Genomic DNA, 14,558 nt, shown 5'->3' with positions numbered 1-14,558 from the left:
TTAAACTTTAAAAATGTGTATTTTTCTGAACACATATAATTTGTATTGTTTGATATTTAAAAAACAAATAAACATTAACTCTATAGAATATATAGGATTTTTTATTTATTTTTGGCAGGTTTTACAGATTATTCCAAGTTAAAAACAATTACAATGAAAAATAAACCCTTTTGGTTATTCAGCATAACTACAATCTGCGTTATTTCAATAGCATTTGGTTATACTAAATTAGCCTCCATACCCAAAAAAGAAGCTGTACAGGAATGCCATGAAACCCCACATACATCTGAAAATAAATTTAAACCCACTATTGAAAACAAAAACAGACCAACAGGAAAAGCTCCGAAAGGTATGGTATGGATTCCGGGTGGCGAGTTTTCAATGGGATCAAATGTTGAGGATGAAAGTTTATGCAGCATAAAAGGCGTTACAAAAGACGCTGCTCCTATTCATCGTGTGTATGTTGACGGCTATTATATGGATGAAACTGAAGTGACAAACGAAGAATTTGAAAAATTTGTAAAAGCCACCGGATATTTAACGGTGGCCGAACAAAAACCAACGAAAGCCGAATTTCCAACTGCAAACGAAGAAGACTTAATAACAGGCTCTGTTGTCTTTACTCCTACCTCATCCGCTGTAAATCTAAATAATTTTCTTCAATGGTGGCGTTATGAACCAGGGGCAGACTGGAAACATCCGGAAGGACCGCAAAGTACTATCAAAGGAAAAGAAAAATATCCCGTCGTGCATGTGGTTTATGAAGATGCTCAAGCTTACGCAAAATGGGCAGGAAAAAGACTTCCAACAGAAGCAGAATGGGAATTTGCTGCCCGTGGCGGAAAAACCGGAAATCTTTATGCATGGGGAAATAATTTAAAACCTAACGGAAAATTTCAGGCCAATATTTATCAGGGGCATTTCCCTATAAAAAACGGTGACACTGGTGAAGATGGCTTTAAAGGAATTGCCCCAACAAAACAATATGCTCCAAATACTTACGGATTATACGATATGGCAGGAAATGTATGGGAATGGGTTCATGACTGGTATAGTGTAGATTATTATAAATCATTGGCAGAAAGCGGCAAAACAACAAAAAACCCTCAGGGACCTGATGCTTATTATGATCCGAATGATACAGCTGAAATAAAAAGAGTACACCGGGGCGGTTCATTTTTATGTACAGATCAATATTGCACACGATACATGGTAGGAACAAGAGGAAAAGGCGAAATCAGATCTGCGGCTAATCATGTAGGTTTTAGATGCGTAAAAAGTAAATAAAAAAAGAGAGCAAAACAGAATCTTTTTTTTGTATTATAACAGATAGAGAAAGCTAAATTATTCCGCATAAAAAATAGCTATATTTGCTAAAAATAAAAAAGAAATGCAGCATATCATCGATCGTTTTATCAGTTATGTAACAATTGATACAGAATCAGACCCAAATTCACAAACAACACCGAGCACAGCGAAACAATGGAATCTGGCCAATAAATTAGTTGAAGAACTAAAAGTAATTGGACTTGAAGATGTCACTATTGACGACAAAGCGTATATTATGGCAACGCTTCCGAGCAATGTTGAGCATGAAGTACCAACTATTGGTTTTGTTTCTCACTTTGATACTTCACCGGATTTTAGCGGAGCGAATGTGAAGCCGCAAATCGTTGAGAATTATGACGGAAAAGATATTGTTCTGAATACTGAGAAAAACATTGTTTTATCTCCAGATTACTTTAAAGATTTATTACAATATAAAGGACAGACCATCATCACAACTGACGGAACAACTCTGCTAGGAGCTGATGATAAAGCCGGAATTACTGAAATCGTTTCAGCTATGGAATATTTAATTCAGCATCCGGAAATTAAACACGGGAAAATCAGAATTGGTTTTACGCCGGATGAAGAAATCGGTCGTGGAGCGCATCATTTTGATGTAGATAAATTCGGAGCACAATGGGCTTATACAATGGATGGAAGTCAGATTGGTGAATTGGAATATGAAAATTTTAATGCCGCCGGAGCCAAAATTACCTTCAAAGGAAAAAGTGTTCATCCGGGTTACGCGAAAGGAAAAATGATCAATTCGATGCTCATTGCAAATGATTTCATCAATGAACTTCCAAAAGGAGAAACACCCCAGGAGACTAAAGGTTATGAAGGTTTTTTCCATGTTCATCACATAAAAGGAAACATTGAAGAAACAGTTTTAGAGTTGATTATTCGTGATCACAATAAAAAGAAATTTGAAAAACGTAAAGAGTTAATTCAAAAAATTGCTAAAAAATTCAACAAAAAATTTGCTAAGCAATATGGAGAAGACATTGTAATTGCTGAAGTTAAAGATCAGTATTACAATATGAAGGAAAAAGTGCTTCCGGTAAAACATATTGTGGATATTGCAGAGAAAGCAATGCGAGAACTGAATATCAAACCAATCATCAAACCAATTCGCGGCGGTACAGACGGATCTCAATTGTCCTTTATGGGATTACCCTGCCCGAATATTTTTGCAGGTGGTCATAACTTTCACGGAAAATATGAATATGTTCCTGCAGAAAGTATTCAAAAGGCAACTGATGTTATTGTAAAAATTGCTGAATTAACAGCTACTCCGGGGATTTTTGACATAAAAGAAACCGCTAAAAAAAGAAGTTAATTGAAACCTTCATCTGACAAAAAACACGTTTGGGACAAAGTCAACAATTGGGAAGAAGAATTACTTTTTCTTAAATCAATTATTGATAAAACCGAATTGACTGAAACCATAAAATGGGGTGGCCCTATTTATGTTTATAACAAGAAGAATGTTATTGGCATTGGAGGTTTTAAAAACTATTTTGCAATTTGGTTCTTAAATGGTGTGTTTTTAAAAGATGAGAAAAAGAGATTGATCAATGCTCAGGAAAATAAAACAAAATCTATGCGTCAATGGCGTTTTACCTCAAAAGAAGAAGTAAACGAAAAAGAAGTTTTGGAATATATTTATGAAGCTATTGAAAATGAAAAGCAGGGAAAAATCATTCAACCTTCTAAGAAAGAAACTATTATTTCTGAGCTTTTAGAGGAAGAAATGGTTCTAAATCCAGCTTTAAAACAAGCTTTTCAAAAATTTACACGTTACAAACAATATGAGTTTTTGGAATATATTGAAAGTGCCAAACAGGAAAAAACTAAAATTTCAAGAATCGAAAAAGTGATTCCGATGATTTTGAGTAATGTGGGATTGAATGATAAATACAGGTAAGCTAAATTTCAATTTTTTAAATTTCAAATTTCAATGATTTTCTGAGCGAATTATACGTTAAAGAATCATTGAGGTTTTTCGCAAAGAAACGCAAACATTTGCCGTAGATACGCACTGCAGTGCATTTAAACAATCCTTTTCAAATTTTTGCCATACTAAGGAGGAAACATCTTTACAAAAAACTAAAAAGATAGGCGAATTACTTTACGGAGCTACTTGCGAAGATTCTTCGTCCCTCAAAATGACAAGATTGGATTAAAAGAAAAACCAAAAAAAATCCCAAATTCCAAAATTAAAAATGGAATTTGGGATTTAATATTTTTTGAAATTTTAAAAAACTTAAGCCTTTTTAGCATTCAAAGCAGCGCTCATTTCCATTGAGATTGCAGAACGCTCTAATTTCAATTTCCCAGACATTGTTTCGATTACAACAGTAGTTTCTGCTAATTCAGCAATTTTACCGTGGAAACCGCTTTTAGTTACTATTTTGTCACCTACTTTCAGGCTGCTTTCAAATTCTTTTTCGTTTTTTGCTCTTTTTTGTTGTGGTCTGATCATGAAGAAATAGATTACCACAAACATTAAAAGAAATGGCGCAAATTGAGTTAATTGTCCTCCCATAATTAATTTGTTTTTGATTTATATTTAAAATATTCTTTTTGGAATTTGTTATTGATTCTTTGAAATTTATGTAAAATTACATTAAACCTCTTCCAACCTTAACCATCTTTTTATTGGCGGTAAGTTCTTTTACAAGGTTATCCAAAATTCCGTTGATAAAAATACTGCTTTTTGGTGTAGAATACTCTTTCGCAATTTCTAAATATTCGTTAAGAGTTACTTTTACAGGAATTGAAGGGAATTTTAAAAATTCGCAAATTGCCATTTTCAGGATAATAGTATCGATTTCCGCAATTCTTTCGCTATCCCAGTTTGGTGTTTTATCATCGTATTCTTTTGCCAGAACTGATTCATTTAAAACCGTACGCCTGAACAAATCTTTCGCAAAATCTTTATCTTCAACGTCTTTGTACAACTTCGGAACCCTGAAATCATCCGGATCTTCTGTTTTAATTGCTTTTAACTGCTTTACGATATGTGTATTTACCACCGGAATATCATCAACCCATGTCAATTTATCATCTTCCAGATATTCATACAGTTTTTCATTCGGAACAATAACATTTTCGAACAAATCAATTACAAATTGCCTGTCTTCTTCAAACGTATTCACATTGTTGCTCATGTATTTTGCATACAAATCGCTGGCTTTAATATCATTCAAAAGCAAAATGATATAATCGTCGTTTAAAGACCAGTTGTTGATTTTACGATTTTCTAAAGCAATGCTAAGAGAATTGCTTTCTGCTAAAAGCTGAAAAATTTTGTTTTTGATAAATTTTTCGTTTGGATTACGTTCTGCAGCAGTTGCAAGATGTTTTTTGCTTGAAAGATGCAAAAAAACAGATTCTTTTTTACAAATTTCAATCAATGAAGAAAGCATTATTAAATATAAATCCTGAATGTTATCTATACTATAAAAAAGAAATTTTTCTTCTTTTTCCAGATTATCAGAACCGCTTTGATGCATTGCATAAATGGATTGCATAACTTTAATGCGTAAGTGTCTTCTATTTACCACCTTGTAAGAACTTTTAAAAATTAGTTTGCAAAAATATAACTTTTGAAGCGTATTTTAAAATTATATATTAAAAAACGTTTATTTCGAGAAAAGTATTGAGTGCTCCGTTTTTTACTGTCCAGTTATCTAAAACAAAAAGTCTCAATTTCAGTTTTTCTGAAATTGAGACTTTTTTAATTATAAATCTTTAAATATCAACTCAAGTACTTAACACTAACCACTAATTACTTAGATGCGTTCTCGATTTTTCTTTGATCAATACGGTTCTGAGCAATTGTAAGAGCCGCTTTATGAGTTGTGATCCCGTTTTTGGCTGCAAAATCGATAATTTCTAAGGTTGTATTGTAGATGTTTTCGGTCTTGCTCATGATTTCAGCTTTTCCATAATGCGCCAATTCTGCATAAACATTGATGATTCCACCAGCGTTGATTAAGAAATCCGGAGCATATAAAATACCTCTTTCCTGTAATCTTGCTCCGTGAACATTTTCATCTGCCAACTGGTTGTTTGCAGCACCCGCAATTACTTTTGCCTTAATTTTTTCTATCGTACCGTCATTGATTGTTGCTCCCATTGCACATGGCGCATAGATATCAACATCCGCAGTATATAAATCTTCGCCCGTATAAATTGAAGCATTGTATTTTGATGCTACCTGATATAATTTTTCTTCATTAATATCAGTAATCGTTACCTGCGCTCCTTCTTTAGTCAAATATTCAACCAAAGTTTCACCAACATGTCCGATTCCCTGAACCAAAACTTTTTTACCATCTAAAACATCAGAACCAAACTGACTTTTAGCAGCTGCTTTCATTCCTAAATAAACTCCGTAAGCTGTAACTGGCGAAGGATTTCCTGAGCCCCCTCTTTCTTCAGAGATTCCGGTAACATAAGGTGTAACATCCCTAACAGTATCCATGTCTTTTGTTTCCATTCCAACATCTTCCGCAGTAATATATCTTCCGCTTAGAGAGTGTACGAACTCACCAAACTTACGCATCAGCTCAGGTGTTTTCTGGGTTTTAGCATCACCAATAATAACCGCTTTACCACCACCAATATTTAGGCCGGTAATTGCAGATTTATAAGTCATACCTCTTGAAAGACGCAAAACATCGTTTAGAGCTTCCCATTCAGTAGCATAATTCCACATTCTTGTACCTCCTAAAGCTGGTCCCATAACCGAATTATGAATACCAATAATTGCTTTTAAACCTGTATCTTTGTCATTGCAAAATACAATTTGTTCGTGATCGTTAAAAGATAACTGACCAAAAACAGGATCCATTTTTTGAAGTTCCTTTCCAGTTGCGAAAGTTGCATCCATAGCTAGTGTTATTTAGTTAAAATTATGAATTCGTCAAAAAGACAACTCAAACATACGTAAAAAATACACATGTGCTAATTTTTAAACTTTAAATTAATAATTTTACAATACAATTGTTTTGATTAAATTTCAATTTATTATACTTTTAATTCATAATAATTCAAAATTTTAAATCAATCCAACATTACATTTCTTAAAAAAATGAAAGAATTAAGCTATTTAAACAAATATTTCATTAAGTACAAATACAGTTTTTCTTTTGGAATTTTAATCACTATAATCGCACAAATATTTTTCTTATTTACTCCAAAACTGGTTAGCCAATCTTTTGATACAATTGAAAAATTCCTGAAATTATCTGAAACTGATCGGCAATCTTCGATAATTATTGGATATTACAAACAGGATTTAATCCATAATGTTCTGTTAATCATAGGAAGTGCAATTGTTGCCGGATTTTTAACCTTTTTAATGCGTCAGACTTTAATTGTAATGTCGCGTCATATCGAATTTGATTTAAAAAATGAGGTTTTTAACCAATATCAAAAACTTTCTCAGAATTTCTACAAGCAAAACCGAACGGGAGATTTAATGAACCGTATTAGCGAAGACGTTTCAAAAGTCCGTATGTATGTTGGACCTGCAGTTATGTACACAATCAATACATTTATACGTTTTGCCATTGTTATTATATATATGTATAATGTGTCTCCTTTATTGACTTTATACACTATTCTCCCTTTACCGATTCTTTCCTACTGCATTTTTAAACTTAGTTCAGAAATCAATAAACGTAGTACTACTTTCCAGCAATATCTTTCAAAAGTTTCCAGTTTTACACAGGAAATATTTTCAGGAATCAGAGTTATCAAGGCTTATTCGTTGGAAAATCAGCATCAGAGCAACATGATCGCCTTGTCTGACGAAAGCAAAATTAAAAGTTTAAGTCTGGCGAGAGTTCAGTCGCTGTTTGGCCCCTTGATGATTGCCCTTATCGGAATCAGTAATCTGGTAGTAATCTATTTTGGAGGCATAATGTATATCAATGGAAGTATTCCAAATATAGGAACCATTGCCGAATTTATTTTATACGTCAATATGCTGACCTGGCCTGTTGCTTCTTTAGGCTGGGTTTCATCAATGGTTCAGGAGGCAGAAGCCTCTCAAAAACGTTTAAATGAATTTTTAAAAATTGAACCTGAAATCAAAAACACCAATCCTGACTCATCAGAAATCCAAGGTTCAATTGCTTTTGAAAATGTTAGTTTCACTTATGAGGACACCAATATTGAAGCTTTAAAAAATGTAACATTCACCGTTAAAAAGGGAGAAACACTGGCTATTTTAGGAAAAACTGGTTCCGGAAAATCAACTATATTATCTTTAATTTCGCGTTTGTACGATGTTACCGAAGGAAAAATCACAATTGACGGTAATGAAATCAGTACTTTGAATTTGAATGACTTAAGAAACAATATCGGAATTGTACCTCAGGATGCCTTTCTATTTTCGGATACTATCAAAAATAATATCAAATTTGGCAACCAGAATGCAACAGATGAACAAGTAATTGAGGCTGCAAAAAATGCAGTGGTACACGATAACATTATTGCTTTCAATAAACAATACGATACTATTTTAGGAGAAAGAGGTATCACGCTTTCCGGTGGACAAAAACAGCGTGTTTCAATTGCCCGCGCAATTATTAAAGACCCTGCCATTTTGCTTTTTGACGACTGTCTTTCAGCAGTTGACACAGAAACCGAAGAAACAATTCTGAACAATTTATTTGAAATCTGCAAAAACAAAACAACCATAATTGTAAGTCATCGTGTTTCTTCTGCAAAAAACGCTGACAAAATTATTATTTTAGAAGATGGGCAAATCATACAACAAGGTTCTCATAATCAATTAATAAATCAGGAAGGCTATTATTCAGCGTTATATTTAAAACAACTTTCGGAAAAAGAATTACTTTAAATGTTGCGTAATAGATAATTTTTTATGATTTTTGAGTACTATTAATTCCAAAATGATAGAACGTATTATGAGAGAAAACGACATGTTAGAAAAAGAAGAGATTTTTTCTAAAGTATTACGAGCAGGAAGAAGAACTTATTTCTTTGATGTGAGAGCTACAAAAGCTGACGATTATTATATCACGATTACTGAAAGCAAAAAATTTACTGAAGAGGATGGTTCTTTTCATTTTAAAAAACACAAAATTTATCTGTACAAAGAAGATTTTAGCTCATTTGCTGAAATTTTAGATGAAATGACTTCTTATGTCCTGAACCACAAAGGAGAAGAAGTAATATCTGAAAGACATCAAAAAGATTTTAAAAAAGAATATAGTTCTGATAAAACGGAAGGGCAAAGATCAAGCTTTACAGATATCGACTTTGACGATATTTAATTCCACATAACTTTTCGAAAAGTACGAGTCCAATATGTTCAGCATTTTGGACTTTTTTTATATATTTAAGTTTTTAAAACTACTAGCTTTGAAAACATTAACCACAAGATTACTTTATTGTTTATTATTTACTCTATTAATAAGTTCAATATCTTACAGCCAAAAATCAGATTTAAATGTTGAAAAAAAGATAGATAAGGTCGTAAAAAGCATGACTTTGGAACAAAAAATCGGTCAGGCATGTCTAAAAGGAACTTCCAGCCGAAGCAAAGGATTGTCTGAGGAACTTAAAAAAGAAGTCCGAATGGGATTGGTTGGAGCCATTTTAAACCTTACAGATCCTGATCTCGTTCTTCAAATACAAAAAATTGCAATAGAAGAAAGTCCAACACACATTCCGCTATTGTTTGGCAGGGATGTCATTCACGGATACAAAACTATTTTCCCCATTCCTTTAGGATTAGCTGCATCGTGGGATATGGAATTGGTTGAAAAAACATCAAAAATTGCAGCTAATGAATCCTATTCAAGATGCATCAACTGGACATACGCCCCAATGGTTGATATTGCCAGGGATGCCCGTTGGGGAAGAATTGCAGAATCCCCAGGCGAGGACCCTTTATTGGCATCCAGATTAGGAACTGCTTACATCAAAGGATTTCAGGGAAATGATCCTTCTGTTCCCGGTCAAATTTTAGCCTGTGCCAAACATTTTGCAGCCTATGGTGCCGCAGAAGGAGGAAGAGACTACAACACGGTCAGCATGGCTGAATCTTTACTTCGAAATGTGTATCTAAAACCTTTTGAAGCAGCAGCAAAATCCGGCGCAGCAACTTTCATGACTTCATTTAATGATCTTAACGGAATTCCGGCTTCAGGAAACCGTTTTTTACTCCAGAAAATTTTACGCGAAGAATGGAAATACGATGGTTTTGTGGTCAGCGACTGGAATTCGGTTACTGAAATGATTCCACATGGTTACGCCGCTGATGAAAAAGACGCTGCTCTTAAATCTGCATCTGCCGGATTAGACATGGAAATGACCAGTTTATCGTATGCAAATCATTTAAAAACGCTGATTGCCGAAAAGAAAATTTCTGAAAAGCAATTAGACGAAATGGTACGCAATATCTTGAGAATAAAATTCAGAGCCGGAGTTTTTGATAATCCGTATTTTAAAGACCGTGAAAAATTCTCCTTATTAAATGCAGATGCTTTACAAACTGCCAGAACAGCTGCAAGTAAAAGCTGTGTTTTATTAAAAAACGAAAATCAGATTTTGCCTTTAAAGCCAAATCAAAAAATAGCCGTAATTGGCCCATTAGCAGATGCTCCAAGAGAACAATTAGGGACCTGGGTTTTTGACGGCAACAAAGGAGATTCTCAAACGCCTCTTAAAGCTTTACAAAATAGTTTTGGAGAAAATAATGTATTTTATGCTTCCGGACTTTCACATAGCCGTTCCTTATCTGAAGAAGGATTTGCATTGGCAGTTGAAGCAGGTAAGAAATCAGATGTTATTTTGTTTTTTGCCGGAGAAGAAGCCATTCTTTCTGGAGAAGCACATTCAAGAGCAAATATTAATCTGCCGGGTTTACAAGAAAAACTAATAGCCGAATTACAAAAAACAGGAAAACCAATAGTATTAATCATAATGGCAGGAAGACCAATAACTTTAGGAGCTGTTTTACCAAAAGCAAACGCATTGATTATGGCCTGGCATCCCGGAACTATGGCTGGCCCGGCAATTTCTGATATAGTATTGGGAGAGGTAAATCCATCTGGAAAACTTCCTGTAACCTGGCCAAAAGAGGTTGGTCAGATTCCGATTTATTACAATCATCCTAACACAGGAAGACCTGCAGATCCAAAAACTTTTGTGGTTATTCAGGATATTCCAGTCGAAGCCTGGCAAAGTTCTTTAGGAAACAATTCGCATTATCTTGATGCAGGTTATGAGCCTCAGTTTCCTTTTGGATTTGGATTGAGTTATACCACTTTCTCCTACGACAATTTAAAAATTGAGAAAGCTGTCCTTAAAAATAATAACAGTGGAAAATTAAACGTTTCTGCTGTTATTACAAATACAGGAAACCTTACAGGGACAGAAACTGTTCAATTATACGTTCGTGATATTACAGGAAGTATAGTCAGACCTGTCAGGGAGCTTAAAGATTTTATACAAATCGAATTAAAACCGCAGGAATCTAAAACGATAAACTTTTCAATTCCTGTTTCAGACTTTGCCTTTTATAATGATAAAATGGAACTAAAAACAGAGCCGGGTGATTTTAAAATCTGGATTGCTTCGAATGCTGAAAATGGTCTGGAAGGTGATTTTAAAATTGAATAAATAATTTATATATGAAAAAAATAGCGTTTTTACTTAGTTTCTTTATTGTTGGACTTTCGTCTTTTGCCCAAAAATTAGAATATGAGCTAAAAGAAAACATTCAGTATTATAATGCAGCCACCAATAAATCTGATTCTTATATTAATGAAAGATGTGTTTTAGACATCTATTATCCAAAAAACTCCAAGGGATTTGCTACGATAGTCTGGTTTCACGGAGGCGGATTAACCGGTGGCACCAAAGAAATCCCTGAAGCATTAAAAAACAAAGGCTTTGCTATTATTGGGGTTAATTACAGATTATCTCCAAAAGTAAAAGCAGCAAAATGTATTGAAGATGCAGCTGCAGCTATAGCCTGGGCTTTTAATAATATGGCAGCCTACGGAGGTGACACTTCCTCAATTTTTGTTTCAGGACATTCTGCCGGCGCTTACCTGGCATTGATGACTGGCCTGGATAAAAAATGGCTTCAAAAAGAAAATCTTGATGCCAATAAAATAGCTGGATTAATTCCGTTTAGCAGCCAATGCATTACACATTTTGAAATTAGACGAGAAAACGGAATCCCTGAAAAACAGCCCACAATTGATCCTTTTGCTCCTTTATATCATGTTCGTGCAGATGCACCTCCTGTTTTGTTAATTACCGGAGATCGCGAATTAGAAATGCTGGGACGCTATGAAGAAAACGCTTATATGGAACGTATGATGAAACTTGTTGGTCATAAACAAATAAAACTTTTTGAACTGGATGGATACGGTCATGGCATGACTGAACCTGGTTTCCCATTACTTGTAAACGAAGTAAACAGAATTTTAAAAGAAAGACAACCCAAAAAATAATCATTTAAATAAATCCACGGCAATGGAGACACAACTATTAATTTTACCGGGACTTGGAAATTCCGGTGAAAAACACTGGCAGACCTTTTGGCATAAAAAATTTAAAAATTCAATACGTCTGAACCAGGATAACTGGGATGAACCGGTTCTGGAAGAATGGACTTCACGATTAAACGAAGAAGTCTCAAAACTGGAAAGTCCAACCATTTTAGTTGCTCATAGTCTCGCTGTTTCTTTGGTTCTGCATTGGGCAAAAACTAATTCTAATAAAAATATAATCGGGGCTTTATTAGTAGCTCCTGCCGATGTTGATTCACCGGAGCATACACCCGATGTTATTCGAAATTTTTCACCAATGCCTCTTTATAAATTACCATTTCCATCTATTGTAATTGCCAGTGAAAATGATCCTTATGCTTCTTTTGAAAGAAAAAAATACTTTGCCGAAAAATGGGGAAGTGATTTTGTAAACGTTGGTCAGCAAGGACACATCAACTCTGATTCTGATTTAAAATACTGGGAAGAAGGACAATTAATTTTGCAGCAATTGATTGAAAAAATTAGATAAAAGTGGTCAGTAATCGGAATTTTAGTATTCAGCTTAAAAACCAACCTTATTTGTGGAAATTTTAAACTGAATACTAAAAAAACTGATTACTGTATACTACGATTTTGAATACTGACCTTTATCCTATTCGCAAACCATTTTCTATTTTAAAATCGGGAGCCAGTAAAATTACGTCTCCCTCCTCTCCTACAGCGCCTAGTACCAGGCATTCACTCATAAATTTTCCTATTTGCTTTTTAGGAAAGTTTACAACAGCGACAACTTGGCGATGGAGTAAATCTTCTTTTTGATACCGTTTTGTAATTTGTGCCGATGATTTCCTGACACCGATTTCAGTTCCAAAATCAATCGTAAGCTGATAGGCTGGTTTTCTCGCTTCAGGAAAATCATTTATCTCGATTATGGTTCCAACACGCATGTCGGTTCTTTCAAATTCGTTCCAGGTTAAATGCATTTTATTTCTTAGTTTATTTGCAAACCTATTAATTTTGTAATTAAATGATACTAATTCTATAACCCTTTTTTTAGCTATGGTTTTAATTTTACAAATCAAATTATTAGCCAATTAAAAAATACAGAAATGGAAAATAGTCTAACGCACGCCAATACATCTCTTAGAGATTCAGAATTTGATATTCAACTCCAAAACACAGATAAATACATTGAAACTGCCCAAAATGTTAAGCTATATGTGAAAGATTACGGAAAAGGAAAACCGGTAATTTTGATTCATGGGTGGCCACTTTCTAATGAAATGTGGGAATATCAAATTGAGTTTTTAGTTCAGAATAACTTTAGGGTAATCGCATACGATCGCCGTGGTTTTGGTAAATCATCACAGCCTTGGGATGGCTATGATTACGATACTCTCGCAGATGATTTAAGCGCAATTATTGATCAGCTTCAATTAGAAAATGTCACACTTGTAGGTTTTTCTATGGGAGGTGGTGAGGTAGTACGCTATTTTAGCCGACATGGTGGAAAAGACGTTAGAAAAGCAGCCTTAATTTCATCAATTATTCCTTTTTTAGCCAAAACTGAAGATAATCCGGAAGGACGACCAAAAGAAAAAGGGGAAGCAACCGCAGCCGCAATCAGAGAAGACAGAATAGGATTTCTGGAGAATTTTGGAAAAACTTTTTTTGGTGTTAATATTATCAATAAACCTTTGAGTACGCCTTTACTGGAATATTACAGAAATCTATGCTCTGTAGCTTCTCCAAGAGCAACGTTAAAATGTGCGGAATCTTTATCAAATACAGACTTCAGAGATGAACTGCATACCATAAAAGTTCCTACCCTGATTATTCATGGAGATGATGATAAAAATGTTCCAATTGAAGTTAGCTCACAAAAAACTGCTGAAGCAATAACTAACAGCACTTTTATAGTTTATGAAGGAGCACCACACGGATTATTTTACACTGAAAAAGACCGGCTAAACGAAGACTTGCTCAACTTCTTAAATGCATAATTTTTAAACTGATATCCAAAGAACTTTATTAAAAAATTCTTTGGATATTTTTTTACAGTTATAGAGTTTCTTTTAAAGAATTTAAAGTTATTTTTGAAGAACTAATTCTTTAGAAAATGGCACGAACTCCTTCAAATATGATTCCTCTTGGAACTATTGCTCCTAACTTCAATCTCAAAGATACCAATTCAAATAATGAATATTCTTTTGAAGATTTAAAAGGATCAAAAGGTACACTTGTTATTTTTATTTGCAATCATTGTCCTTTTGTTCTTCACGTAATTAATGAAGTTGTCATGATTGCTAATGATTATCGTGTTCAGGGGATTGGCATCATTGCTATTTCAAGTAATGATATTGAGAAATACCCAGAGGATTCACCTGAAATTATGACTCAGTTTGCTTTTGAAAACAAAATAGACTTTCCCTATTTATTTGATGAAACCCAAGAAGTGGCAAAAGCTTATGATGCTGCCTGTACGCCCGATTTTTATTTATTTGACAATCAAGACCGTTTGTTTTACAGAGGTCAGTTAGACGACTCAAGACCCGGAAACGGAATTCCGCTAAGCGGAAGCGATTTAAGGAGTGCGATTGATGCTTTGATTTACAATAGAAGCTTAAACGAAACCCAAAAACCAAGTATCGGCTGTAACATCAAATGGAAATAGCTGTT

At 34.2% G+C, this 14,558-nt stretch carries 14 protein-coding genes; 10 read left to right on the top strand and 4 right to left on the bottom strand.

Annotation, left to right across the window (positions count from 1 at the left end; genetic code table 11):
• Positions 1-153 precede the first annotated feature (153 nt).
• The 3 genes from P5P89_RS15030 to P5P89_RS15020 all read left to right on the top strand — a co-directional run bounded on the left by P5P89_RS15030 (position 154) and on the right by P5P89_RS15020 (position 3,256).
• Positions 154-1,287: a formylglycine-generating enzyme family protein gene (locus P5P89_RS15030; protein ID WP_278009070.1), complete on the top strand. Its 1,134-nt coding sequence runs from the start codon at positions 154-156 to the stop codon at positions 1,285-1,287.
• Positions 1,288-1,390: 103 nt separating this feature from the next.
• Complete coding sequence (pepT, locus tag P5P89_RS15025) at positions 1,391-2,668, top strand: peptidase T (protein WP_278009069.1); 1,278 nt, start codon at positions 1,391-1,393, stop codon at positions 2,666-2,668.
• Positions 2,669-3,256 carry a YdeI/OmpD-associated family protein gene (locus P5P89_RS15020; protein WP_278009068.1) on the top strand — a complete coding sequence of 196 codons (588 nt, stop codon included), beginning with the start codon at positions 2,669-2,671 and terminating at the stop codon, positions 3,254-3,256.
• A 339-nt stretch (positions 3,257-3,595) separates the two neighbouring features.
• On the opposite strand, the gene yajC is transcribed toward P5P89_RS15020, so the two are convergent.
• The 3 genes from yajC to P5P89_RS15005 all read right to left on the bottom strand — a co-directional run bounded on the left by yajC (position 3,596) and on the right by P5P89_RS15005 (position 6,229).
• The gene (yajC, locus tag P5P89_RS15015; protein WP_269235125.1) at positions 3,596-3,877 is read right to left on the bottom strand and encodes a preprotein translocase subunit YajC; all 282 of its coding nucleotides are present in this window, start codon (positions 3,875-3,877) and stop codon (positions 3,596-3,598) included.
• 76 nt (positions 3,878-3,953) lie between these two features.
• Positions 3,954-4,865 carry a transcription antitermination factor NusB gene (nusB, locus tag P5P89_RS15010; RefSeq protein ID WP_278012024.1) on the bottom strand — a complete coding sequence of 304 codons (912 nt, stop codon included), beginning with the start codon at positions 4,863-4,865 and terminating at the stop codon, positions 3,954-3,956.
• Positions 4,866-5,122: 257 nt separating this feature from the next.
• Complete coding sequence (locus tag P5P89_RS15005; RefSeq protein WP_278009067.1) at positions 5,123-6,229, bottom strand: Glu/Leu/Phe/Val family dehydrogenase; 1,107 nt, start codon at positions 6,227-6,229, stop codon at positions 5,123-5,125.
• 201 nt (positions 6,230-6,430) lie between these two features.
• Here P5P89_RS15005 and P5P89_RS15000 point away from each other — a divergent pair, with 201 nt between their 5' ends.
• The 5 genes from P5P89_RS15000 (at position 6,431) to P5P89_RS14980 (ending at position 12,408) form a co-directional block, all read left to right on the top strand.
• Positions 6,431-8,209, top strand: coding sequence for an ABC transporter ATP-binding protein (locus P5P89_RS15000; RefSeq protein WP_278009066.1), 1,779 nt, complete (start codon positions 6,431-6,433; stop codon positions 8,207-8,209).
• A gap of 67 nt (positions 8,210-8,276) precedes the next feature.
• Positions 8,277-8,645: a PUR family DNA/RNA-binding protein gene (locus P5P89_RS14995; protein WP_163400033.1), complete on the top strand. Its 369-nt coding sequence runs from the start codon at positions 8,277-8,279 to the stop codon at positions 8,643-8,645.
• 88 nt (positions 8,646-8,733) lie between these two features.
• On the top strand, positions 8,734-10,998 hold the full coding sequence (locus P5P89_RS14990; RefSeq protein WP_278009065.1) for a glycoside hydrolase family 3 N-terminal domain-containing protein: 2,265 nt from the start codon (positions 8,734-8,736) through the stop codon (positions 10,996-10,998).
• A gap of 11 nt (positions 10,999-11,009) precedes the next feature.
• Entirely contained in the window at positions 11,010-11,840 is an 831-nt protein-coding gene (locus tag P5P89_RS14985; protein WP_278009064.1) for an alpha/beta hydrolase, read from the top strand.
• A 22-nt stretch (positions 11,841-11,862) separates the two neighbouring features.
• Positions 11,863-12,408 carry an RBBP9/YdeN family alpha/beta hydrolase gene (locus tag P5P89_RS14980; protein WP_278009063.1) on the top strand — a complete coding sequence of 182 codons (546 nt, stop codon included), beginning with the start codon at positions 11,863-11,865 and terminating at the stop codon, positions 12,406-12,408.
• A gap of 118 nt (positions 12,409-12,526) precedes the next feature.
• Here P5P89_RS14980 and P5P89_RS14975 read toward each other — a convergent pair whose 3' ends face one another.
• The gene (locus tag P5P89_RS14975) at positions 12,527-12,862 is read right to left on the bottom strand and encodes a tRNA-binding protein (protein ID WP_278009062.1); all 336 of its coding nucleotides are present in this window, start codon (positions 12,860-12,862) and stop codon (positions 12,527-12,529) included.
• Between the two features lie 126 nt (positions 12,863-12,988).
• Here P5P89_RS14975 and P5P89_RS14970 point away from each other — a divergent pair, with 126 nt between their 5' ends.
• Together P5P89_RS14970 and P5P89_RS14965 are read left to right on the top strand one after the other, a co-directional pair.
• Positions 12,989-13,882: an alpha/beta fold hydrolase gene (locus P5P89_RS14970; protein WP_278009061.1), complete on the top strand. Its 894-nt coding sequence runs from the start codon at positions 12,989-12,991 to the stop codon at positions 13,880-13,882.
• 116 nt (positions 13,883-13,998) lie between these two features.
• Positions 13,999-14,553, top strand: a complete 555-nt coding sequence (locus P5P89_RS14965; protein ID WP_278009060.1) for a thioredoxin family protein — start codon at positions 13,999-14,001, stop codon at positions 14,551-14,553.
• The last annotated feature ends 5 nt before the right edge of the window (positions 14,554-14,558 follow it).

It is taken from the genome of Flavobacterium gyeonganense (assembly GCF_029625295.1).
GTDB classification, from domain to species: Bacteria; Bacteroidota; Bacteroidia; order Flavobacteriales; family Flavobacteriaceae; genus Flavobacterium; species Flavobacterium gyeonganense.
The sequence above is the reverse complement of the archived record's forward strand: the minus strand, read 5'-3'. Positions and strand labels throughout refer to the sequence as shown.